This is a genomic window from Williamsia sp. DF01-3, from assembly GCF_023051145.1.
In the GTDB taxonomy this organism is placed as follows: Bacteria; Actinomycetota; Actinomycetes; order Mycobacteriales; family Mycobacteriaceae; genus Williamsia.
Genome location: NZ_JALKFS010000005.1, coordinates 4,900,140 through 4,922,374 on the forward strand (window position 1 = coordinate 4,900,140; position 22,235 = coordinate 4,922,374).

21 protein-coding genes and 1 pseudogene are annotated in these 22,235 nt (G+C 65.5%); 8 read left to right on the forward strand and 14 right to left on the reverse strand.

What is annotated here, in order from left to right:
- Window positions 1-19 precede the first annotated feature (19 nt).
- On the forward strand, window positions 20-196 hold the full coding sequence (locus MVA47_RS25005) for a hypothetical protein (protein ID WP_247210301.1): 177 nt from the start codon (window positions 20-22) through the stop codon (window positions 194-196).
- A gap of 2 nt (window positions 197-198) precedes the next feature.
- Window positions 199-1,269, forward strand: coding sequence for a YihY/virulence factor BrkB family protein (locus tag MVA47_RS25010; RefSeq protein WP_247210302.1), 1,071 nt, complete (start codon window positions 199-201; stop codon window positions 1,267-1,269).
- Window positions 1,270-1,865: 596 nt separating this feature from the next.
- On the opposite strand, the gene MVA47_RS25015 is transcribed toward MVA47_RS25010, so the two are convergent.
- Genes MVA47_RS25015 through MVA47_RS25025 form a run of 3 tightly spaced genes read right to left on the reverse strand, consistent with a single transcriptional unit; the run spans window position 1,866 to window position 4,124 of the window.
- Window positions 1,866-2,294 carry an SRPBCC family protein gene (locus MVA47_RS25015; protein WP_247210303.1) on the reverse strand — a complete coding sequence of 143 codons (429 nt, stop codon included), beginning with the start codon at window positions 2,292-2,294 and terminating at the stop codon, window positions 1,866-1,868.
- Window positions 2,295-2,346: 52 nt separating this feature from the next.
- On the reverse strand, window positions 2,347-3,051 hold the full coding sequence (locus MVA47_RS25020; protein WP_223249276.1) for a CPBP family intramembrane glutamic endopeptidase: 705 nt from the start codon (window positions 3,049-3,051) through the stop codon (window positions 2,347-2,349).
- The gene (locus MVA47_RS25025; protein ID WP_247210304.1) at window positions 3,048-4,124 is read right to left on the reverse strand and encodes an NAD(P)H-binding protein; all 1,077 of its coding nucleotides are present in this window, start codon (window positions 4,122-4,124) and stop codon (window positions 3,048-3,050) included. The genes MVA47_RS25020 and MVA47_RS25025 overlap by 4 nt, the downstream gene beginning before the upstream one ends.
- Before the next feature lie 266 nt (window positions 4,125-4,390).
- Here MVA47_RS25025 and MVA47_RS25030 point away from each other — a divergent pair, with 266 nt between their 5' ends.
- A complete protein-coding gene (locus MVA47_RS25030; RefSeq protein WP_247210305.1) occupies window positions 4,391-4,963 on the forward strand; it encodes an ABATE domain-containing protein in 573 nt (190 codons plus the stop codon).
- Entirely contained in the window at window positions 4,960-5,559 is a 600-nt protein-coding gene (locus tag MVA47_RS25035; protein ID WP_247210306.1) for a LysE family translocator, read from the forward strand. Before MVA47_RS25030 ends, MVA47_RS25035 begins: the two co-directional genes overlap by 4 nt.
- 29 nt (window positions 5,560-5,588) lie before the next feature.
- Here the strand turns inward: MVA47_RS25035 and MVA47_RS25040 are convergent, their stop codons facing one another.
- On the reverse strand, window positions 5,589-5,972 hold the full coding sequence (locus MVA47_RS25040; protein WP_062797011.1) for an SHOCT domain-containing protein: 384 nt from the start codon (window positions 5,970-5,972) through the stop codon (window positions 5,589-5,591).
- Window positions 5,973-6,106: 134 nt separating this feature from the next.
- On the reverse strand, window positions 6,107-7,528 hold the full coding sequence (locus tag MVA47_RS25045; protein ID WP_247210307.1) for an LLM class flavin-dependent oxidoreductase: 1,422 nt from the start codon (window positions 7,526-7,528) through the stop codon (window positions 6,107-6,109).
- 104 nt (window positions 7,529-7,632) lie between these two features.
- Here MVA47_RS25045 and MVA47_RS27120 point away from each other — a divergent pair, with 104 nt between their 5' ends.
- The gene (locus MVA47_RS27120; RefSeq protein ID WP_308280601.1) at window positions 7,633-8,718 is read left to right on the forward strand and encodes an FAD-binding protein; all 1,086 of its coding nucleotides are present in this window, start codon (window positions 7,633-7,635) and stop codon (window positions 8,716-8,718) included.
- Window positions 8,649-9,392: an FAD-dependent oxidoreductase gene (locus tag MVA47_RS27125; RefSeq protein ID WP_308280638.1), complete on the forward strand. Its 744-nt coding sequence runs from the start codon at window positions 8,649-8,651 to the stop codon at window positions 9,390-9,392. The genes MVA47_RS27120 and MVA47_RS27125 overlap by 70 nt, the downstream gene beginning before the upstream one ends.
- On the opposite strand, the gene MVA47_RS25055 is transcribed toward MVA47_RS27125, so the two are convergent.
- Window positions 9,393-10,547, reverse strand: a complete 1,155-nt coding sequence (locus tag MVA47_RS25055; protein ID WP_247210308.1) for an amidohydrolase — start codon at window positions 10,545-10,547, stop codon at window positions 9,393-9,395.
- A gap of 164 nt (window positions 10,548-10,711) precedes the next feature.
- Here MVA47_RS25055 and MVA47_RS25060 point away from each other — a divergent pair, with 164 nt between their 5' ends.
- Window positions 10,712-11,863 carry an FAD-binding oxidoreductase gene (locus MVA47_RS25060; protein ID WP_247210309.1) on the forward strand — a complete coding sequence of 384 codons (1,152 nt, stop codon included), beginning with the start codon at window positions 10,712-10,714 and terminating at the stop codon, window positions 11,861-11,863.
- Between the two features lie 2 nt (window positions 11,864-11,865).
- Here MVA47_RS25060 and MVA47_RS25065 read toward each other — a convergent pair whose 3' ends face one another.
- The 5 genes and pseudogenes from MVA47_RS25065 to dnaK all read right to left on the reverse strand — a co-directional run bounded on the left by MVA47_RS25065 (window position 11,866) and on the right by dnaK (window position 17,303).
- Window positions 11,866-13,077: a hypothetical protein gene (locus tag MVA47_RS25065; protein WP_247210310.1), complete on the reverse strand. Its 1,212-nt coding sequence runs from the start codon at window positions 13,075-13,077 to the stop codon at window positions 11,866-11,868.
- Window positions 13,078-13,159: 82 nt separating this feature from the next.
- Window positions 13,160-13,570, reverse strand: a complete 411-nt coding sequence (locus tag MVA47_RS25070; RefSeq protein WP_247210311.1) for a heat shock protein transcriptional repressor HspR — start codon at window positions 13,568-13,570, stop codon at window positions 13,160-13,162.
- Window positions 13,570-14,753, reverse strand: a pseudogene (dnaJ, locus tag MVA47_RS25075) (molecular chaperone DnaJ). Before dnaJ ends, MVA47_RS25070 begins: the two are co-directional and overlap by 1 nt.
- Window positions 14,754-14,847: 94 nt before the next feature.
- On the reverse strand, window positions 14,848-15,462 hold the full coding sequence (gene grpE / locus MVA47_RS25080) for a nucleotide exchange factor GrpE (protein WP_247210312.1): 615 nt from the start codon (window positions 15,460-15,462) through the stop codon (window positions 14,848-14,850).
- Entirely contained in the window at window positions 15,459-17,303 is a 1,845-nt protein-coding gene (dnaK, locus tag MVA47_RS25085) for a molecular chaperone DnaK (protein WP_247210313.1), read from the reverse strand. Before dnaK ends, grpE begins: the two co-directional genes overlap by 4 nt.
- Window positions 17,304-17,588: 285 nt before the next feature.
- Between dnaK and MVA47_RS25090 the strand changes: the two genes are divergently transcribed.
- Window positions 17,589-18,149 carry a hypothetical protein gene (locus MVA47_RS25090; protein WP_247210314.1) on the forward strand — a complete coding sequence of 187 codons (561 nt, stop codon included), beginning with the start codon at window positions 17,589-17,591 and terminating at the stop codon, window positions 18,147-18,149.
- 40 nt (window positions 18,150-18,189) lie between these two features.
- Here the strand turns inward: MVA47_RS25090 and MVA47_RS25095 are convergent, their stop codons facing one another.
- The 3 genes from MVA47_RS25095 to MVA47_RS25105 are packed head-to-tail and all read right to left on the reverse strand — an operon-like array spanning window position 18,190 to window position 22,203.
- Window positions 18,190-18,792, reverse strand: coding sequence for a hypothetical protein (locus MVA47_RS25095; RefSeq protein ID WP_247210315.1), 603 nt, complete (start codon window positions 18,790-18,792; stop codon window positions 18,190-18,192).
- 7 nt (window positions 18,793-18,799) lie between these two features.
- Window positions 18,800-20,266 (reverse strand): dynamin family protein, encoded by a 1,467-nt coding sequence (locus tag MVA47_RS25100; RefSeq protein ID WP_374474307.1) that lies wholly within the window; start codon window positions 20,264-20,266, stop codon window positions 18,800-18,802.
- The gene (locus MVA47_RS25105) at window positions 20,263-22,203 is read right to left on the reverse strand and encodes a dynamin family protein (protein WP_247210316.1); all 1,941 of its coding nucleotides are present in this window, start codon (window positions 22,201-22,203) and stop codon (window positions 20,263-20,265) included. Before MVA47_RS25105 ends, MVA47_RS25100 begins: the two co-directional genes overlap by 4 nt.
- Between the last annotated feature and the right edge of the window lie 32 nt (window positions 22,204-22,235).

A 22,235-nucleotide genomic window follows, 5' to 3' on the forward strand; every position in this document is an offset into this window, starting at 1 on the left:
ACCGGGCTATCCCCCGTCCATGAGTTCAGCAAAAGATGACCCCACCTTGGACAACGTCATGATTCCGACCGAGACGGTCAATCCGGATCACCACGAGCACGCGAAGACGCCGGCACATCTCGACGACGACGAGCTGGCCAAGCGGGCCGAGCACGAGCAAGCCCTCGTCGACGACGCCAAGAACGGCGACAACTGATCATGAGCAAGCAGCGCGAGGATGTACGGGACGACCCGGAGTCACCCGATCCGGAGGACCCGCGGAAGCCCGAATCCCCGACTCAGCTGACCAAGCACTCCTTCATGTTCGTGCTCCGGAAGACGCTGCGGGAGTTCTCTCGCGATCAGTGCACCGACATCGCGGCAGCACTCACGTACTACTCGGTGCTGTCGCTGTTTCCCGCGCTGCTTGCCCTGGTGTCGCTGCTCGGCGTCTTCGGGCAAGGCCAGAAGACCACTGACGCGGTATTGAAGATGGTCGATGACCTCGGCCCCTCGTCCGCGGTCGACACCCTGCGTGGACCTGTCGAGCAACTCGTTGCCGCACCCAGCGCCGGGTTCGCCCTGGTGCTCGGTCTTGTTGGCGCCCTGTGGTCGGCGTCCGGTTACGTCGGGGCCTTCGGCCGGGCGATGAATCGGATGTACGAGATCGACGAAGGGCGTCCGATCTGGAAGTTGCGTCCGATCATGCTGCTCGTCACTCTGATCGCGCTCATCATGGCCGCAGCGGTTGCCTTCATGCTTGCTGTGAGCGGTCCGGTTGCGAAGTCCATCGGTGACGCCATCGGCCTGGGCGACTCGGCTCTGACCATCTGGAACATCGCACGGTGGCCCGTGGTCTTGATCTTCGTGATCTTGGTTGTCGCGATCCTCTACTGGGCTACCCCGAACGTGAAACAGCCGAAGTTCCGCTGGGTGAGCGCCGGTGCCATCCTCGCCATCGTCACCTGGATCGTCGCCTCGGCTCTGTTCGCTCTGTACGTCGCGAACTTCAGCAACTACAACAAGACCTATGGTGCCCTCGCCGGTGTCATCGTGTTCTTGCTGTGGCTCTGGCTCACCAACCTCGCATTGTTGTTCGGTGCCGAGTTCGACTCCGAGCTCGAGCGCGGTCGCCAGCTCCAGGCAGGGCTGCCGGCCGAAGAGCGCCTGCAACTCCCGCCGCGTGACACCAAGGCGTCGGACAAGAACGAAGCAACCGATCAGAAGTTCGTCGAGAGAGGTCGGGCCCTACGCGAATCCCAGGGCCAGACGATGACGCCTGACAAGTAGGCAAGTTTTACCGAAGCCCCCGTACTGGTTTGCCCGGTGCGGGGGTTTTGTTGTGGGAGCGTGCAAACGCTCGCGCCGCAGGGCGAGCGGCGCCGGGGTCGCGGGGCGCTCGAAAAACCCGCACACGCTCGGACTACAGACCGAGCAACAACCAGGAAAGCTAGCGCGGGTTCGAGTCGGCTCGAGAAACCCGCAAACGCTCGCGCTGCAGGGCGAGCAACGACTAGGTAAGCGAGCGCGGGTTCGGGTCGGCTCGAGAAACCCGCAAACGCTCGCGCCGCAGGGCGAGCGGGTGACTAGACGAGCGAGCGCGGGTTCCGGGGCGGCTCGGGAAACCCGCAAACGCTCGAGCTACAGACCGAGCAACGACTAGGTAAGCGAGCGCGGGTTCGAGTCGGCTCGAGAAACCCGCAAACGCTCGCGCTGCAGGGCGAGCAACGACTAGGTAAGCGAGCGTGGTCGCGGGTCAGCTCGGGACACCGGCAAACGCTCGGGCTACAGACCGAGCGTCGGCCGGTTAAGCGAGCGGAGGTTCAGTCCAGCTCGGAAAACCGGCGCACGCTCCTACTACAGAGCGAGCAACCCCTTACCGACGATCAGCGCAGAGCGACCAGATTCTCAACGGAGTTGCGGACGTCGGAGTCGATGACCTTCGCGACGATGTTACCGACAGGGCCGTTCAAGACGCTGCCACTGAGGGTGGCATCGAGGTCGAAGATCGAGCCGTTTCCTTCCGGCGTGACCTTCAGCGCGATCTCGATCCGCACACCGCCGCGACCTTTGCCCGACAACTCGAGCAGGCGGGGCTCGTCGTAGCGCGTCACGGTCCAGTGGATCGTGTTGCGGAAACCCTTCACCTTGATCAGCGACGACACCTCGGTGCCCTCTTCGATCTGCGCGGGCAACGGACTCTTCCATCCCGCGAAGATCGTCATCCACTCGTCGAAGCGACTCAGATCCGACGCCATGTTCCAGGCCGCAGCAGGTTCGAGCTCCGACGTGACGGACACATTCACACCAGCCATTTGGATATCTACTTTCGTTGTTTTGTGCGGCCTTCGCGCCGAGCGGCTCGGGTCAGAACAGCGGAGGCAGAGCGAAGACCATGATGATCGTCCACGAGATGTGCGTACCCATCGATGCGACGATGCCGCCCGTGGCACGACGTTCGAGCGCGCTCACCGCTCCGAGCAGAATGGCCGCGAAGCCAAGCATCGGGTTGCCGCTGGCAAGGGTGGCGACGATGTAGATGAGCGTGGAGAAGATGACGGGCGCATGGCCTTTGAGAGCCGAGTACACCGCGCCTCGGAAGAACATCTCCTCTGCCACCCCGTTGACGAGGGCGGTGGCGAGAATCAGGGAGAAAGTGCCTTGGTCGGCGTGGTCGAGCACATCGGAGACGAAATCGGCGATGGGTGGAATCTCCCGGACCACCAACGCCCCGACAACAAACACCGCACCCAGCGCCAGCCCCACAGCGACACCGATCGCGCCGGCACGCACGGGTCCGCCGCGCGGCGGCGGAAATGCTCCGAGGTGTAGCGGCCCGGACAGCACCGCGCCGATGGCCCAGACCGCCGCAAGGGCGAAGGTCATCGGGTAGAACGACGAGTCACCGGGATCGATCGACAACGAGATGCTCAGCAGCACGCTGCCCACGAGCAACGTGACCACCACGACGATCCTGCGGCGCAACATCTGGGCGCGTGTCTCGGGCGGGTCGTTGGAGTCGTCCTCCATCGTGCCGATGAGGAACTGGACCTTCTCGGGCAGTGTGATCATTTGGGCCGCCCTGTCACCGCGCCGACGACCCCGGTCAGGAGGTTCCACGCCGGACCGAGGCGGTCTCGTACCCCGATCTTCACCCGCATCAGGTCGCCGCCGGCCCAGTCGGGGTCAGTATCGGCCAGATGATGGATGTCGCGAAGTTTGTCGACCGGCTTCGGAAGTGGACTCTCGGCGGATCTGCGAACTGCATCCCGGATGGTCAACAATCCTCCCGGCGGATCGGGGACGTGGTCTCGGATCGAATGTTCTGACGCCTTCATCGGGTAGTCAAGTGATCTCACCAGATCGGACGCGAGCCCGCTGGGCACCGGGACGATGAAACCGCTGACAAAACCGGCCAGTCGCACGTCGATGCTCGGGAGCAGCACACCGACCCTGGGCTGACCGATCTCCCGTAGGTAGGCGAACAGCAGCGAGTTGTACGACGACCGCTCCGGCCCGCTGATGTCGTAGTCACCCGGAGGCACCGAGTCGGTGGCGGCCGCAGCAAGATAGTGCACGGCGTCGCGCACCGAAATCGGATCCATCGGATTGTCCATCCACGCCGGCAGCGGGATCACGGCCAGGCGGTCGGCCATGTAGCGCACCATCTCGAACGATGTGGATCCGGCGCCGATCACCACGGCGGCGCGTAACCACACCAGGTCCGCTCCTCCGTCGACCGACAGTGCGGTTCCGACCTCGGCCCGGCTCTCGAGATGTTCGGAGAGTTCGGCGTCGTCGGGGACAAAGCCTCCGAGGTAGACGATGCGTCCGACGTCCGCGTCGCGCGCTGCGGCGGCCACGTTGTCCGCGGCCCGACGGTCGTCGTCGCGGAAATTGGGTTGTCCGATGCCGTGGACGAGGTAGTAGATGACGTCGATGTCGCCGCCCGAGCTGATGCCGTTGCGGACCGACTCCGCGTCGAGGGCGTCGAACTCGATGGTCTTCACCCGGTCGAACCACCCGAAGCGCTCGAGACTGCTGCGGTTACGCGATGCGGCAACAACCTCGTGTCCCTTCGACAACAGAGCTGGGACCAATCGAGACCCGATGTAACCGGTCGCTCCCAGAACAAGAACCCGCATGTGATCACCGTTCGTCAAGACCGTGAATGCCACGATCGATGTGGTCGGCCTGCGTCTGTAGTCATTCCCCGGAACCCGCGACACCGGCAGCACGTGCTCTGCGGCGGCTCACCCCGGTGTTGGAGCGTCTGAATCGCCGGTTCCCTACATCCTTAACACGCAAGTACCCCAGATGCGGTCGGCGGCAATCGTGACATCACTCGCATTTGCGACGGGGATGTAATGGTTTTTGACAGCCTATCCATTTCATCGGCACGATCTGAGACATGGATGACACGCTGCAGCGGAAGTGGCCATGGCTCGGGGATCACCTGGCCCTCGACGTGGCCAACACCGTCCGCGTCGAGGACGGCCGGCGAGTCGAGCTGCTCACGACGCCGGCCGACCTTGCCGGGTGGCTCGACGTGGAGCCCGCACCGATGCCCCGACCCGACGTCGTCGACGAACACTGCCTGGAACGGTTCCGTTCTGTTCGCGACGCCGCCCTGCTCATCCTGCACAGCGCCGCGTCCGGTGAGTCCCTGCCGGCCGATGCCGTGGACGACATCAACAACGCGGTGCAGGCAGCATCCGTTCACCGATTGCTCACCGCAAACGCACGCGAAGCAGAACATGTTGTGGCGCAAACCGATTCGACGATCGCGCTGACGGGCCACGCGGCCGCCGCCGTGGTCGACCTCATCGCGCGCGACGACCTCGCCAACCTCGCGGTCTGTCATGCGCCCGCCTGCGGTCAGTTCTTTCACCGGGCGCGGCCCAACCAACGCTGGTGCAGTCCCGGATGCGGCAATCGGGCGCGGGTCGATCGGCACCGTCATCGCCGCAACAACCCACGGTGACGATCGACTGGCTGGGTTATTTCGCGGTACTGACTGTCGCCTACGTGGTGCCAGGGCCCGACTTCCTACTGATCCTGCGGTGGTCCACAGAGAACCGCCGCGACGGACTGCTCGCACTCGCCGGAGCTCAGACGGGTCTATCCGTACACATCGTCCTCGCGGTGACCGGGGTCAGCTTTCTTGTCGCGCGTGCACCCGCGGCACTCACCATCATCCAGATACTCGGTGCCATCTACCTGTGCTATCTCGGAGTCGGTCTGATCGTTCGCCGCAACTCGCGCGACCACGAGTCGGCGGCACCGGCGACGGCGTTTCGCAATGCCCTTGGGACCAATTTGCTCAATCCGAAAGCGATCGTCTTCGTCACCGGTGTGCTGCCCCAATTCGCCACCGGGACGGCATCACTGCCACTTGAACTCGCCATTCTGGGGCTGGTCGACGTCGTCTTCGGAATCGTCGTCTATGTGGGGGTCGTGATGGCCGGAAGGCGTCTGTCGGGGCCCTTGCGGCGCGACGTGGTCCGGCGGCGTTGGAATTGCGCGAACGGCGCGCTCCTGATCATGCTCGGTATAGGACTCGGTGTCGCCAACCCCTGACGACACCGAACCCTACGTCGGCCCCGGGATTACGAACTGAGCGCTTTGGTCTTCAGCTGCTCGAACTCGTTCTGGTCGATGGTGCCATCAGCCAGAAGCGCCTTGGCCTGGGCGATCTGATCTGCCGGTGACGTACCCGCCGCCTGCCTGATGTAGTCGTCCGCCTGCTTCCTGGCAGCTTCATGCGACGCTGCTGCGCGTTCTGCCATTCCCCGACCACGAGCGATCAAGTAGACGAACACGGTGATGTACGGCAGCAGGATCAAGAAGATGATCCAGACGGCTTTGACCAATCCAGATGTTTTGTGATCACGGAACAAATCCGCGAGAACGTTGAAGAGAATCATCAGATACGCGATGAACGCGAAAATCACCACGGTGTACCAGATGAAGTCCCAGAATGAATCCCACATGACCAACCACTCCTTGCTTGATGGTGTCTCGCCGAAATCGGCGACCTCTTCGGAATCATGGCATGTGCAAGCACATTCCGGGTGCGGTTGACGTTCAGCTCCTGGCCACTCGAGCAATAGGCCGCCTGCGTTTGTCAGGCAGGTGCGACAGCTCCGAAACGCAGAGAGTCGTCCACCGTGGAGTTGACGCCACCCACCCGGAAGCTCGCACCTCGGTGATGGTCCGGAAGCAGATCTCCCTTGCCGAACAGCTTGTGCCGCAACGTGCCCGGCACGTACTCGCGGTCGTAGGCCCCACGTGCCTCCAGTGCAGGGACCACGTGCTCGATGACGTCGGTGAACGTTCCGGGGGTGACCGCATAGGCCAGATTGAATCCGTCGACATCGGTGTAGTTTGCCCACTCGAGCAACTGATCGGCGATGCTCTCGCCCGACCCGACCAGCAGCGGGCCCATCCCGCCGATGCCGCCCCACGCCGCGATGTCGCGGATGGTCCACTCCTTGCCGGTGTCGGACGCCTGGCTGAACGCGGCCACCGCCGACTGGATGGCGTTGCTGTGCACGTTCCCGATCGGCTCGTCGAGGTCGTACTGCGACAGGTCGATGCCCATCCAGCCCGACATGAACACCAAGGCGCCCTCGTCGCTGGCGTAGCGCCGGTACTCCGCGGCCTTGGCCTGGGCTGCTTCCTCGGTCTCGTCGGTGATGATCGTCAGGAGTGTGTAGATCCTGGCGTCGTAGGCATCGCGACCTGCCGCCACCAGCTGTCCGCGGATGTTCTCCACGAGGGTCCGCAAGATGTCCTTGGTGGGCGCCCCGACGAAGATGGCCTCGGCGTTCTCTGCTGCGAACTTGACCCCGCGGGGAGATGCGCCTGCCTGATAAATGACCGGTGAACCCTGCGGCGACGGCTCGTGGAGGTGGATACCGGGAACGTTGAAATGCGTTCCACGGTGGCCGATGTGGTGGACCTTCGCCGGGTCGGCGAACACACCGTGCTCCTTGTCGCGGCGCACCGCGTCCCGCTCCCACGAGCCTTCCCACAGTTTGTAGAGCACGGTGAGGTATTCGTCGGCGTGGTCGTAGCGGGCGTCGTGTTCGAGTTGGTCGACCTCCCCCATGTTGCGAGCCGCGGCGGGCAGGTACCCGGTGACGACATTCCACCCGATCCGGCCACGCGTCAGATGATCGAGCGTCGACAGCCGACGGGCGAACGGGTACGGATGCTCGAACCCGGTGCCCGCCGTGATCCCGAACCCGAGATGTTCGGTGGCGTGGGCCATCGCCGAGACGAGCAACAGCGGATCGGCCACCGGGATCTGGGCGCCCTGGCGAATCGCCGCCTCGTCGGTGCCGGCGTACACGTCGTAGGTGCCCAGGACGTCGGCGATGAACAGCCCGTCGAAACCGCCACCCTCGAGCGCCTTCGCCAGATCAACCCAGTAGTCGAGGGTGTTGTAGTCCCACGACCGGTCGTCGGGATGACGCCACATACCTGGCGATTGATGGGCTACGCAGTTCATGTCGAACGCGTTGAACCGGATCTTGCGGGTCATTCGGTACACCTTCCACGGGCAGTTGCAGGCCAATTCTTGGCAGCGCACGGCCCGCGGGAAACACTTGGAATCACGCTGGACCGAATGACCAACTAAATTGACCGGTGAGCGTATTTGCATCTGAAGAAGAACTGGGTCCAGAAGAGTTGGGCACGGATGAGTTGGGACCGGGCGAACGACTGACCCCCGCCATCGTGCTGGTGGTCACCGAAGACAACCGCAACACCATCGTCGACGAGATCCGCAGCCGCTATGGCCGCGACTACTCCGTCGTCTTCACCGAAACAGCCGCCGCTGCCATCGACACCGTCAAGACGCTGCTCGCGCAAGAGGTTCCGGTGGCACTCATCGTCTCCGAACTGTCCGCCTTCGAAGAGGACTGGGACGGGTCCCGGCTGCTGCACAAGATGCGGTACCTGGTGCCCACCGCGCGGCGCATCGCCCTGATCCCGGCCAGCAAGTTCGGCACCTCCTTCGACGACCTGCGCGGCGAGATCTCCGCCGGCAAGTACGACACGTACCTCGCCATCCCGCAGGGACAGCGCGACGAGGAGTTCCACACCGCGATCGTCGAATACCTGTCCGACTGGGGCTGGTCGGTGGCCGCACCCGAGGTCGCCTTCATCCAGATCGTCACCGACGGACCATCATCCGAACTCTCCGCGATCCGCGACTTCCTGGACCGGATGGGTATGCCCGTGCAGATCCACAGCCCCGAATCGCTTGCGGGACGGGCCCTGCTCGCTTCGGTCGAAGGCAAGGCCGAGTTTCCCATCCTCTCCCGCGCCGGGCGCCCACCACTGTCGCGGCCGACTCTCGCGCAGGTGGCCGAATCGGTCTACGGCTCGGCGGACAGCATTCCCGAGGGAACCGTCTCAGACGTCGTGGTGCTGGGTGCAGGGCCGGCCGGGCTTGCCGCTGCCGTGTACGGCGCATCCGAAGGTCTGTCCACCACAGTGCTCGAATCCGGCGCGATCGGTGGTCAGGCCGGAACCAGCTCGATGATCAAGAACTATCTCGGCTTCCCCGGGGCATCTCCGGTATGCGACTGGCCCAGCGTGCCCGCATCCAGGCGAGCCGGTTCGGGGCCCAGTTCTTCAGCGGTCGCGGCGCCACCAGCATCGAGGTGGGTACCGACCATCACCACGTCCGGGTGGATGACGCCAAGATCTGCGCCCGCACCATCGTGATCGCTACGGGTGTGGCCTATCGCCGATTCGGCGTGCGTGGCATCGAAGATCTTGTCGGCGCCGGCGTCTACTACGGCGCGGCCACCAGCGCAGCCCGCGAGATGACCGGCAAGCACGTCGTGGTGGTCGGTGGCGGCAACTCGGCGGGGCAGGCGGCCATGCACCTGTCACGGTTCGCCGATGCGGTCACCATAGCGGTGCGGCGCGACGGTCTCGCAGAAACCATGTCGGACTACCTGATCCGTGAGATCCAGGCCAACCCGCGCATCACCGTCCGCGGATACACCGAGGTGATCGACGGCGGTGGCGACGGTCATCTGGAATGGCTCACGCTGTGCGACAACAGAACCCGCACACCCGAACGTGTCGAGGCGGCCGGCCTGTTCCTGCTGCTCGGCGCCGCCCCCACCTGCGACTGGATCCCCGCGCAGGTCGCCCGCGACGACCACGGCTTCCTGCTGACCGGACGGTCCGTGCCGAAAGAGCTCTGGGTGGACGGCGTGCCCCCGGCATTCCTCGAAACCAGTGTGCCCGGCATCTTCGCGGTCGGTGACGTTCGCAGCGGATCCATGAAACGCGTGGCCTCGGCCAGCGGCGAAGGGGCGTCGTCGGTGCCGTTGGTGCACGACAGGTTGTCGCAGCTACGGCTGGCCGACCTGCCGCCCAGTCACTGATCAGTCGATCGAGTACACCCGGCGGGCATTGTCGCGGAACACCTTGCGCAGCAAGTCTTCCCCGTAGGGGGCGAGCACGTCGAGTTGGGTGCCGACGATGGTCGCCATCGATGCGTTGGGTTTGTCGGCCGGGAAGTTGGACCCGAACATGAGGCGATCCGGGCCGAACACCGACACCGCATGTTCGAGGAGCGGTCCGGTCATGTTCGTCAGTGTCTGCTGGGTGCCGATGTTGCCCGACCGCTGGTGTCCGTAACCGAGCAACGGGAAAGCGATGCCCGACAGCTTGGCGATAACGTTGCGGCACTGGGCAACCGCGCTGATGTCCTCACGCCACGCACGCATCAGCTCGTGACGCTGGGCGGCCGTGTGGCCGGTGCTCTGGCCCATCGGCCCGAACAGGCCCACCGGGGTGCCCAGATGGTTCAGCACGATGGTGGTGTCCGGGTACTCGCGCGCCAGAGTCCGCACGTCGCGTAGTTGATGGGAGTACACCCACGCCTCGAAGACCAGGTTACGGTCGGCGAGGGCGCCGAACCCTTCGAGGAAGTCTGCCGACGCGAACAGCCCGTCGGTGTCGGCCCAGCTGCGCACCTTGGGGTCGGGATGCCACGCTGCCATGCACCGGATGCCGCGAACCAGCCCACTGATCTCCAGATGCATGTCCAGCAGCTGGGAGAAGTCGGGGCCACGAGGATCACCTCTGGCGATCACCGCACCAAGCTCTGGAGCACCTTCCTGACCGAACGGCAGGCTGGTGACCCAGCGGGTCTCGGCAGCGGCCGCCATCGGATCGTCCGTGCGCCAGTCGGCCTGCATGTGCACCACGGACTCCACCGGAACACCGGTCAGCGGCACCACCTTGGCAGCATCGGCGTAGTAGTGCTTGGGCAGATACGGCCGGGTGACGAACTTGGGGTCGAGCACGAGTTCGCGGTCGCGCTGGGCAACGGCGTACCGGAAGATGGCCTTGCCCAATATCGGCGCTGCCCGGTAGATGCGGGTGCGCTTCGCTGCCTCACGCGGGGTCCGAAGGGGATCCCACTGGTGGATGTGCGTGTCGATGACGCCGGGGACGATCCCCAGCAGTGCCCCACCGGACAAACGCGTATCCCCTTCGGATCGCGCAGAGTCCTCTGCCCGTCCTTTTGCCATGGAATGACTGTACCCAGCGTTGTACGCACTCTGATCGCAAGTTCGCGACCGATTGCGACAGTCCATTCCGGCGCGGAACGCGGGACAATAAAATACGGTCTGTCGCGGAAGTATCTATGCTGACAGGCGTTGTTCGCAGCGCGATGAGGGAAGGCCGACGCGGCGTGGGTACCCATACACGGCATGTGCTGTTGCAGGTGCGCGATGTGCTGGGACGAGATGCCGACCGGTTCACCGCGAACTTCTATCTGCGCCTTTTCGCGATGAACCCCGAACTACGCGACCTCTTCCCGGCGAACATGGCCCATCAGCGAGCGACCCTGTTCCGGGTCATCGACTACGTGCTCGAAACGGTCCCCGACACCAGCAGCCATCCCCATCTGCTGGACTTCCTCGGGCAGCTCGGCCGCGACCACCGCAAGTTCGGGGTCACCGAGGAGCACTACCAGCAGTTCCTCGTGGCGCTGACCCGTGAGATCGCTGCGACGATGGGCCCCCAATGGGATGAGGAGTCCGCCAATGTGGTGTCACAGGCGCTGTTGCTCACCACGGGGGTGATGCGGGGCGCCGCACATTCGGCGAAAGGTCCTGCCACATGGCAGGCGACGGTCGCCGAGAAGTACCGGTTGTCCCGCGACCTGGCCGTCGTGCGGCTGCTCAGCCGTACACCGCTGACCTACTCGGCCGGCCAGTACCTCGAGGTGCAGATACCCCAATGGCCGCGGATATGGCGCCATCTCTCGCCATCCATTCCCGCCAACCCCGCCGGTGAGCTGGAGTTCCACGTCCGAGCGGTTCCGGGCGGCTCGGTGAGCAACTCGATCGTCACCGAAACCCAGGTCGGCGACGTGTGGACGTTCGCGCAGAACCACGGGACCTTGCACCTGCTGCCCGATCGCGACGTGTTGATGATCGCGGGCGGAACCGGGCTCGCACCCCTGCGGGCCATGATCATCGAACTCGCACGGCGGGTCGACGCGCCGAATGTGCACCTGTTCTACGGTGCGCGATACCCGGCCGATCTCTACGATCTGTTCTTCTTGTGGCAGATCGCCGCGACCAACCCGTGGCTCACCATCACCACCGTGGTGGAGGACGAAACCGATCCCTGGTGGAGCACCCCGAGCGAGCACGACCAGACCATCGAACTGGAACGGGTGCAGGGCCAACTCGCCGACGCAGTACTCGGCTATGACCGCGATTGGACCGATCATCAAGTGCTGCTCGCGGGTTCACCGGAGATGCTGGCCACCACGCGCAGACGGCTGCTCATCGCGGGCATCCGAGCGAGTTTGATGCAGCACGACCCGGTTTAGGGCTACGGCGGCCCGTCACCTGGAATGTTCGCGTCCGATGGTGAGCTTGGAACGCTCACCGAACCAGACGGGTCTGTCGGAGGATCCGGATCCGGCTCTTCGCTGCTCTCCTCTGGCGGCTCAGACGTCGTGGTGGTGGTTGTCACCGGCGGCGGTGGCTGGGTGACTGTGATCGACGGCGGCGCCTGGCTGATCGTGGACGGCGGCGCCGGTGGCGGAGCCGGGATCGTCTGAGTGCTGCTTGCGGGCACCGAGATCGTCGGAGACGAGATGCGCGACAACCCCTTCGACGTGGTCGGAGGGGCGGTGGTGCTGGTGCTCGAGAACTTGGCGGTGACGGAGTTGTCGTCGCTCACGGTCTCGGGGTTGTCGCTGCCACCGGTCATCACAACCGCGATGATCACCCCGACGGCCAGCAGCAGCGCGGCACCCGCGCTCGCCGAGAGCAGCACCCATCGGTTGTTGTCGCGACTGTGTCCGACCGCCGCGGCGGCGACCATGGCCGCGCCACTGGCGGCCGCGTATTGAGGGTCGTCCACCAGTTGCACGGGCAGCTGCAGGGCGTATTCGAGCGACGGTGCGACGCCGGGAACCTGAGCGCCCGGGCCCACCACCACAACTCCGTGGACGGCGTTGCTGGGGTTGGGGATGACCGCGATCGCGTCGGCGAGGGTCTGCGCACCCTCGGGCTCGGTGACCGGGAGCCGTTCGCCGAATCCGGACACCGCACTGGCCCCCACGACGGTGCGGGCCGAGGTGTCGATGAGGGCGACGGACTGGCCGGTGAACAGGGCCCCGGTGGTGTCGAGGTCGGCAACCACCACAACACCGCGTGAACCGAACTGAGTGGTCGCGAGCTCGGCGAACGCGAGTGGGGTCCCGACGACGGTCGTGCGCGCGAACCATGCGGGTTTGATGGGCGCGACCGAGGAATCGGCTGCCGGGTTCGGCGGCAGGATGAAGTCGGGTACAACTTTCGCGGCGAGGATGTCGTCGATCGCCAACTGCATTCCGCTGTCGGAGCAGGCGATGGTGATCGCCGATGGCGTGATGGGTGCGGACTCGACCAACTGATAGATCGCGTCGAAGGCGATCTCAGGAGAAGGGCCCGTCAACTCAACGAAGTTGCGGGCCAATACCTCACCGGTGCCGGAATCGACGACCACCGAGGCGATCTCCAGGTCGGTGATCGAAATCCCGAGTACCTGGCTCATACCTGAGTATCGCTCTCATCCAAGGCGCTGTTACCGAAACTCACGAAATGCGAGGCGGAATCGACTCCTGCCGATACCGTGCTCATCTGTCGCCGCGCTCGCGGCGCGGCTTCCACACGACCAACGCGCTGGTTCGCGGCATCGGGACGAGCTCGCCGCGACTGCTCGCGCGATGGGCGGCGACCTCTGCCTCCAGCTCACGGATCCGGCTCTGCAGCGCGTCGACCTGGTTGGTCAACTCGATCACGCGCTTGATGCCGGCCAGGTTCACACCCTCGTCCTGCGACAGTCGCTGCACCTCGCGGAGCAGTTCGACGTCGCGACTGGAGTACCGCCGCCCGCCACCCGCCGCGCGCTGGGGGGTGACGAGCCCGAGGCGGTCGTAGGTGCGCAGTGTCTGCGCATGCATGCCGGCCAGTTCGGCGGCCACCGAGATCACGAACATCCGCGCCGATTGTTCTGCGGATTCACGTTCTTCACGGCGGGAGCTCATCACTTACCCCAATTCGCACGCGGGTCGAAACCGCTGGCCTTTTCTGCCGCGGCGTACTTGCCAAGAGCTTCGATGGCCGCGTCGTCGAGCTTCGGCGGCACTGCAACCTTCACGGTCACCAACAGATCGCCGGCGCCGCCTGCCCGTTTGGCGACACCGCGGCCGCGAACCCGCAGGGTGCGTCCGTCGACGGTGTTCGGCGGGATCTTCAACCCGACGCTGCCGTCGAGTGTCGGTACCGACACCGTGGTGCCGAGGACCAGTTCGGCGAAGGTCACCGGGAGGGTCACCTTCACGTCGTCGCCGCTGCGGGTGAAGGTGCGGTCGGGCGAGACGTGGACGCTGACGTACAGGTCGCCCGACGGTGCGCCGCGCAGGCCCGCTTCGCCCTGCCCGGCCAGCCGGATCCGGCCACCGTCGGACACACCGGGCGGGATGCGCACGGTGATCGGGCGGGTACGGACCGTGGCGCCGTCGCCCTCACACACCGGGCACGGATCGTCGATCTTGGATCCGGTGCCGCGGCAGTCCGAACACGGTTCGCTGAATCCGAATGCGCCCTGATTGCGGCTGACGACGCCGGCGCCGTTGCAGGTGGGGCACACCCGAGGACTGGTGCCGGGCTTCGCGCCACTGCCATGACAGTTCGTGCACGGCGCCGAGCTGGTGATGGTGATGGTCTTCGAGGTACCCAGCGCCGCCTCTTTGAAGGTCAGCGTGGTCTCGGTTTCCAGGTCGTTGCCGCGACGACTGCGGGTCTGGGTGCCACGGGGGTGGCGGTGCGGTTGAACAGGCCACCGAACAGGTCGCTGAATCCACCTGCGCCGCCGGCCGGTCCGCCCGCCGCGTCGCCGAACAGATCGTTGAGGTTGAACTCCTGACCACCGGCCGTGGTGCCGTAGCCGCCGGGGAATCCGGCAGCACCACCGCGACCGCGCGCGCCGGCGAACATGCGCCGGGTGTCGTCGTACTCCTTGCGCTTGGCGGGGTCGGACAGCACGCTGTGCGCCTCGGAAACCAGCTTGAAGCGTTCTTCGGCAGCCGGGTCGTTCGGGTTCGCATCTGGATGCAGTTCGCGCGCCAGCTTGCGGTAGGCCCGCTTGATGTCGTCGGCGGACGCATCGGATGCAACGCCCAGCGCTTTGTAGAAGTCCTGTTCGAGCCACTCACGTTGAGGAGCCACCAGGCGTCACCTCCTTCTCTTTCTCAAATCTCGTTCTCTGCAAAAGTCTTGGTAGCGATCCCGGCCCAGGCGCGGTGCGCCTGGGCCGGAATGCTCATTCTTCGTCGGTCTGACCCGTAGGGGTCTGTACTGCCGGTTCCGGACCGTCGACCACCACGACCATGGCGGTGCGCAGTACCCGGTCGCCGAGACGGAAACCTTGCCGGTACACCGTTCCGATCACCGGATTCGATCCCTGACCTTCATGTTGCACCGCTTCGTGCAACGCCGGGTCGAACTCGTCGCCCTCGGCCCCGAACGAGGCGAGACCGGCCGCGGTGAGTGTCTCGGTGATCTTATCGGCCACCGCACGTAGCGGGCCCGCTTCGAGGTCACCGTGCGCACGGGCGCGGTCCAGGTCGTCGAGAACGGGCAGCAGCGACTTGATGAGATCACCCTTGCCGTACTGCTGCGCGCTGACCTTCTCGCGCTCGGCGCGACGCCGGTAGTTGGCGTACTCCGCGTGCACACGCTGCAGGTCGGCGAGCAACTCGGACTCTTTGTCCGAGCCCGTGACATCGGCGACTGCGTCGTCGATCGCCGCATCCACCGTGTCATCCGATTCCGGAGCGGGTGCTGCGTCTGCGCCGTCTACGGGCGCGTCCGCGGCATCCGTGGCCGGAGGAGCTTCCTCCGTGGCGGTCGCCGGATCGGTTTCCGGACCCGTCACTTGGTCTCTCCGGCGGCGTTGTCAGCACCTTCGTCCACAACCTCGGCATCGACGACATCGTCGGCGCCGCCGGCTGCGGCTGCTCCTTCGCCTTCGGCGGCAGCGTTGGCGTAGATGGCCTGACCCAGTTCCTGCGACTCGGTGGTCAACTTCTCGACCGCCGACTTCACGGCACCGAGATCACTGCCCTTGAGAGCCTCGCGCACGCCCTCGATCGAGCCTTCGACCTTGGTCTTGAGCTCGGCCGGGACCTTGTCGTCCGACTCCTTGAGGAACTTCTCGGTCTGGTTGACCAGCGACTCCGCCTGATTGCGGGTCTCGGCCTCTTCGCGACGCTTCCGGTCTTCGTCAGCGTGCGCTTCGGCGTCCTTGATCATCCGATCGATCTCGTCCTTGGACAGGCCCGAGCCGTCCTGGATCCGGATGGTGTTCTCCTTGCCGGTTCCCTTGTCCTTGGCGGTGACGTGCACGATGCCGTTGGCGTCGATGTCGAAGGTCACCTCGATCTGCGGGACACCCTGCGGTGCAGGAGCGATACCGGCCAGTTCGAACGAACCGAGCAGCTTGTTGTGCGAGGCGATCTCACGCTCACCCTGATACACCTGGATCTGCACCGACGGCTGGTTGTCCTCTGCCGTGGTGTAGGTCTCCGACCGCTTGGTCGGGATGGTGGTGTTGCGTTCGATCAGCTTGTGCATCACGCCGCCCTTGGTCTCGATACCGAGCGAGAGCGGGGTGACGTCGAGGAGCAGGACGTCCTTGACCTCACCGCGGAGCACACCGGCCTGCAGTGCGGCACCGACGGCCACGACCTCATCAGGGTTGACACCCTTGTTGGGCTCACGGCCACCGGTCAGTTCGCGAACCAGGTCGCTGACGGCGGGCATACGAGTGGAGCCACCGACCAGCACGACGTGGTCGATGTCGCCGACTGCGATGCCGGCGTCCTTGACCACGGCCTGGAACGGCGCACGGGTGCGCTCGAGCAAGTCGTTCGTGATCTTCTGGAACTCGCTGCGGGTGAGCTGCTCATCGAGGAACAGCGGGTTCTTGTCCGCATCGACCGTGATGTAGGGCAGGTTGATCGAAGTGCTCTGTCCCGAGGACAGTTCGATCTTCGCCTTCTCTGCGGCCTCACGCAGACGCTGCAGGGCCATCTTGTCCTTGGTCAGGTCGATGCCGTTCTGCGCCTTGAACTTGTCGACGAGCCAGTCGACGACACGCTGATCCCAGTCGTCACCACCGAGGTGGTTGTCGCCGGAGGTCGCCCGGACCTCGACGACACCGTCGCCGATTTCCAGCAACGAGACGTCGAAGGTGCCGCCACCGAGGTCGAACACCAGGATGGTCTGTTCCTTCTCGCCCTTGTCCAGGCCGTACGCCAATGCGGCGGCGGTGGGCTCGTTGACGATGCGGAGCACGTTGAGGCCGGCGATCTGGCCGGCTTCCTTGGTGGCCTGACGCTGGGCGTCGTTGAAGTACGCCGGGACGGTGATGACCGCGTCGACGACCTCGTCGCCCAGGTAGCTCTCGGCGTCGCGCTTGAGCTTCATCAGCGTGCGAGCGCTGATCTCCTGTGGCGTGTAGTTTTTGTCGTCGATGGACGTGGTCCAGTCCTCGCCCATGTGGCGCTTGACCGAACGGATGGTGCGGTCGACGTTGGTGACTGCCTGGTTCTTGGCCGGCTGTCCGACCAGAACCTCGCCGTTGCGGGCGAATGCAACCACCGACGGGGTGGTGCGGGCGCCCTCGGCGTTGGCGATAACGGTGGGTTCGCCACCCTCGAGCACAGAGACCACCGAGTTGGTGGTACCCAGGTCGATTCCAACAGCACGAGCCATTTGTTGCCTCCTATAAGCAGTGCGGCGCAACCGTGCGCGCACAATCTGTTCACGTTTGTGGTTCTCGGTCTGAAACCTCAGCGCGATCGACTCAACTGTTACCGGTCGATGCCATTCACGTCAAACCGGGTTGAGTCTTCGCGGCTCAGGTCTCTCGAGAGGTGTAACGGACCAAGTGCGCAAACTGTTCCCGATTATCTCAAATAGTTGAGTCGAACCGACTCAAGGTCGGCCATTGCCTCCGGAAGTCCACGGTGGGGGCGGCAGGCTCGTTACGCTCAGACCGTGACACCGCCCGATCCGATTCCTCCGCGCCCCCGTCCGGCCCGTCCCGAGATCCGGATCGAACCCCTGCACGACCCGATCCCTGACGAGCGGCCCCGGGTTCTCGACATCGCGGCGGTGATCTGGCTGCTCACCCTGGTGGCCCTGGTGATGACGGCCGCGATGGTGGGCTTCGACCACGCCGACGTGCGCGCCGAACTGACCCGCTCACTCGCCGAGGACAATCTGTCGGCAACCCCGGAGGAACTCGCCGACAGCGTGAAGATCGCGATGATCGCCAGTGGTGTGGTGGCGTTTCTCGTGTTGGCGTGCGGCCTGTTCGGGATTCTCCGGCTGCGTGACCGTGTGCCGTCGAGCCGGAGCCTCCTCGCGACCATCGGTGTGGTCGCGGTGATCGGGGCGGTCGCGTTCTGGACGGTCATCGACCCGGCCCGCGACGTCCTCGGCGCTGCGGCCGGATGGCTGCCGCTCGCAATTGCGGCAGGAGCAGCCGTCGCCACCGCACTGCTGTTCGCCCCGGCAATCAGCCGATGGCTGGGGTCCGCGCCGATCCGTCGCTGAAACCGGGGTCGCTGCAGACCGGGGGCGCTGACGACCGGCGCTAGCGCTCGTCGATCGTGGTGGTGATCAGTGTCATCGCAGGCTTCTTCGGGGTGGAACCGAAGCCGAAACGAACCGGTGGGTCGACGTCGGTCAATCCGCCGAGGTCGTTGCCCTGCCACCCCGCCACCACCGACTCGATGCGCCGTTGACCCCGCGCGCCGTAGTACTCGCGGCGACCTCCGCCTGCTGAGCCACGGGTTCGCACACCGCGCAGGAACACCCGGGCGATCGGGTCGCTGACGGCACAGAACCACGGCGCGGTGACCACGGCACGCGGCATCACTGACAGAAGCCGCCCGAGCAGGGTCGGCGCGCCGACGACAAACGACAACTCCAGGTCGCCCGCCCGCACCGACACCTGCGAGCCGACCGATTCGTAGGTCACGTCGGCGATCACGCTGCGGTCGAAATGGTAGGTGGCGGTGACGAAGTCGCGCACCTCATCACTCGGTGCGATGAGCAGCCGGTCGCCGTCGGCGAACTCGACCATCACGTCGGCGAAGTCGCCCAGATGTGATGTCGGCCAGTGCCCCACCACGATACGGACGCCCGCAGTGGTGCCCATCCCGGAGATGTCGCCGTCGAAACGCAGGCGCGTCACGGCGTCGTCACTGCGAATCGAGCTCGGCGAGAATGCCTTCGGCACTGCGGGCGGCGACCGTGCACGCCACTGCCGTCGGCCGGTCGAACAGCGGATGGGCGGCACGGGTACGCCAGCGCCGCACCGCTTCCATAGCGGCCTTGCGATGCAGATCGACGCTGTCGTCGGGTGCGATACCGAGGCGAGCCCAGGGTTCAATGCCGGAGCCACCGATGATGCGTTGCAGGTCGTCGCGGTCCTGGGGCGGCAACTGAATGCCCCCGGTGCGCAGTTTGCCGAGCAACCGCAGCTCGGCGAAGCCGTGAACATCGGCCAGCATGCGCGCCGTCGCCTTGCGCAGCTCTTCGGTCTCGGCCGAATCATAGTTCGCAAGAATGCGTTCCAGGGCGATCAGGGCGGTGTGGGTCTTGAGTTGATCAGCGCGCTGCCCGAACTGCACATCGATGATCTGCCGGAGTTCGGTGAGGCCGCTACGGTCGACCAGTTCGGTTGCCAGAGTGGGTGAGTCGGGCGTTCCGAGCCGAATCAGGGTGACAGCCATCCGGATGCCGTACATACCGAAGCGGTCGAGCAACTCCGCACGCAGACCAGGCTCGACGGGCAGCGGGGTATCTTGCCGGATGAATCGGTCGGTCGAGAGCATCGCCAGCGAGAGTTCTTCGGGCGCAACGGCAGCCAACGCGACGAACGCCGAGTACTCGACCTGTCGCAGGGTGCGCGCGCCGAGAGCCAGCAAGCCCGCGACCGGCACCACCGCCTGACAGAGGCCGGTGCGTTCGAGCTCGGTGGCGAACCGCGCCGCAACCTGTTTGGCCGACATCATCGCGTCCACCCGGCCCGCGCCGACCTCGTCTGCCCGCGACACCACACCGACCACGCCGAGTGGCCCGGACTCGCCGCCGATGGACTCCCCGATCCTGCCAAGGAAGGCGGTGTCGGTACTGGTGAGCGTGCGCAGCAGGTAGACCACTGCGTCTGCTCCTGATTCACCGTCTTCGGGGGTGAGCATGTCGACGGTCAGTGCGGACACGTCCCGCGACAGCGACGCCGTACCCGGGGTGTCGATGATGGTCATCGACCGCAGCGCCCTCGCCGGCCACTCGACATCGAGGCGGTCGACGCGTTCGGCGGTCAGATCGCCGAAGTCGAAGGTGAGGTGGCCATTTCGGCGCAACACGGGGATCCCGGCCGATCGCTCGCCGTCGTACCGGGCGGTGACCTTGGGATTGACTCCGCGCCGGTACCAGGTGACCACCCGGGTGCACTCGGTGGCGTCGGTCGGTGCGATGTCCTGGCCGACCATCGCGTTGAGCAGGGTCGACTTGCCCGCCTTCAACGAACCCGCGATGGCGATACGCAGGGGTTCGTCGAGTCGGTCGGAACAGTCGGCCAGCCGGGCGGCCGCCCAGCGATCACCTCCGCACACCTTCTCGGCGGCGTCGAGCAGATCGCGGGCGCGGTCGAGGGTACTCACTCCACGGCCCGATCCGCCGGTGCCGATTTGACCGCCGGGGTTGCCGCAGCGCCCCCCGTGGCCTCGATGGCCGGGTCCAGCTGCAACGCCACCTTTCGCAGCGCCGCAACAGCTTTGAGCTCCTGCTCGAGTTCGGCGGTCCGGGTTCGCTGTTCGGAGCTGGCCATCGCCGCGGCCTCTTGGGCCGCCTGCAGCGAGTCACCTATCGACCGTGCCGACTGCTCGGCGACCTGGGTGAAATGGTCACGCAACGTCCGCTGGATGTGGCGAAGCCGATCCTTGGATTCCTTGCCGACCTGGAAGCTGACGTCGTCGGTGAACTTGCGGATGGAGGCCTTGGCCTTGTTCCGCCGTTCGTTGGTGCGCGCCTCTTTGTCGTCCTTGTATGCCTTAGTGCCCAGCAGGAGTCCGGCCCCGACCGAGATCGGGTTAATCAACGCGAGCCCGGCGAAGGTGCCGATGAGGCCGAACATCAGCACTCCGCCATAGGAGCCCTTCATACCGATCAGCACTTTCTGAGTGATGCCGACCTTCCCGGACTCGAGGTCGGAGAGTTCGGTGACCGGATCGAAGATGCCGTCGATGTCGGTGATGTCGAGGCGCGGCAAGTTGGCTTCGGCGGTCTCGGCGAAGTGCTCGGCCACCCGTTCGGCGAGCCACACCGCCCGCTCGTGCGCCCACACGAAGTTGTCGCCGACAGCCACCGCGATCTGGTCCTCGAGCCATTCGGTGAGCTGCGGCCAGTCCTTGCCCGGATCACCTTCGTCGACAGCCTGTTCGGCCTCGCGGGTGATGGCGCGCAACCGGTCTCGCAGGTCATGGTCGATGTCGGCGGCGAGGTCCGTGATGCCGTCGGTGAGGGTCTGCTGCCACAGCGACGACCGCTTCTGCATGTCCTCGGCGGCAGTTTTGGCTCGGGTGAGTTCAGCGACCGCCGCGGCGGCCGTCTCGGGACTGCGCATCGCCGCGAGTTCACTGCCCAGGGTGAGGGCCAGATGCTCGGACACCGAACGCAGGTCCAGGGCCACTGATTCGCGAGTCGAGTGGTCGGCCCGGGCGACCACCCGCTCCCGGAGGAATCGGTACACCTCCACGAACCCGGCCTCGACATTGAGCGAGTCGTCGCCGAGACGCAGTGCGTGCGAACGCAGCATCGACGACACCGGCAGCAGCTGGACGTCGAGTCCCTCGCGCTCGAGGTGTGCCCGGTCGGCGTCGACGATCTGACGCCAGTGGGGATACAGGTCGGTTTTGGTGATCAGGCAGGCGACGGTCGGGCACAGCGTCATCACCTGGCGAAGGAAAGAGATCTCGGGCTCGGTGAACTCCTGGCTTGCGTCGGACACCACAAAAACCGCGTCTGCGGATGGGATCAGCCCGAGAGTGCTTGCGGCGTGCGGGTTCCCGTGTCCACCGACGCCAGGGGTGTCGACAAGCACCAGGCCGTCGGCCAGCAGCGGGCTGGGGACGTTGACCTCGAGCCGGGTGATGTCGCGTCCCTCGGCCAGCGGGTGGTCGGGGGTCACGGAGGTGAGCTGGTCCATCGGCAACGGGGTGCGCACGGGGTCACTGCCCGGTTGCGCGAGAACCAGTTCGGCGGACGGCTGCTGCCCGTTCTGCACGAGAGTGGGCACGGCGGTGGTCTCGTCGTCCCCGACCGAACACACCTCGACGTTCAGCAGAGAATTGACGAACTGGCTCTTGCCCTGCTTGAGCGGCCCCACCACCACGATCCGTACGCGCGGATCGGTGACCCGGGTGCGGGCGCCCTCGAGCCGGTCCACCAGGTCCTGCCGTCCGGACTTGGCAGCGATCTGACCCATCCGGCCCAACAGCTCGCCCAGCCGGCCCGGCTGAGCGCCTTCGGGTGCACCGTCGGCGGGCGGGGCCGACGATCCGGCGATGCTCTTCATGCTGAGGCGCTTTTCATCGGTCATCCGGTCTGCTGGTCGTCGAAATGATGAAGGGT

Coding starts and splice junctions, on each gene's coding strand:
- MVA47_RS25030 (WP_247210305.1), top strand. CDS start 4,391: ATGGATGACACGCTGCAGCGGAAGTGGCCATGGCTCGGGGATCACCTG.
- MVA47_RS25020 (WP_223249276.1), bottom strand. CDS start 3,051: ATGATCACACTGCCCGAGAAGGTCCAGTTCCTCATCGGCACGATGGAG.
- MVA47_RS25045 (WP_247210307.1), bottom strand. CDS start 7,528: ATGACCCGCAAGATCCGGTTCAACGCGTTCGACATGAACTGCGTAGCC.
- MVA47_RS25065 (WP_247210310.1), bottom strand. CDS start 13,077: ATGAGCCAGGTACTCGGGATTTCGATCACCGACCTGGAGATCGCCTCG.
- MVA47_RS25010 (WP_247210302.1), top strand. CDS start 199: ATGAGCAAGCAGCGCGAGGATGTACGGGACGACCCGGAGTCACCCGAT.
- MVA47_RS25025 (WP_247210304.1), bottom strand. CDS start 4,124: ATGCGGGTTCTTGTTCTGGGAGCGACCGGTTACATCGGGTCTCGATTG.
- MVA47_RS25005 (WP_247210301.1), top strand. CDS start 20: ATGAGTTCAGCAAAAGATGACCCCACCTTGGACAACGTCATGATTCCG.
- MVA47_RS25055 (WP_247210308.1), bottom strand. CDS start 10,547: ATGGCAAAAGGACGGGCAGAGGACTCTGCGCGATCCGAAGGGGATACG.
- MVA47_RS25015 (WP_247210303.1), bottom strand. CDS start 2,294: ATGGCTGGTGTGAATGTGTCCGTCACGTCGGAGCTCGAACCTGCTGCG.
- MVA47_RS25040 (WP_062797011.1), bottom strand. CDS start 5,972: ATGTGGGATTCATTCTGGGACTTCATCTGGTACACCGTGGTGATTTTC.
- MVA47_RS25070 (WP_247210311.1), bottom strand. CDS start 13,570: ATGAGCTCCCGCCGTGAAGAACGTGAATCCGCAGAACAATCGGCGCGG.
- dnaK (WP_247210313.1), bottom strand. CDS start 17,303: ATGGCTCGTGCTGTTGGAATCGACCTGGGTACCACCAACTCGGTGGTC.
- MVA47_RS25105 (WP_247210316.1), bottom strand. CDS start 22,203: ATGACCGATGAAAAGCGCCTCAGCATGAAGAGCATCGCCGGATCGTCG.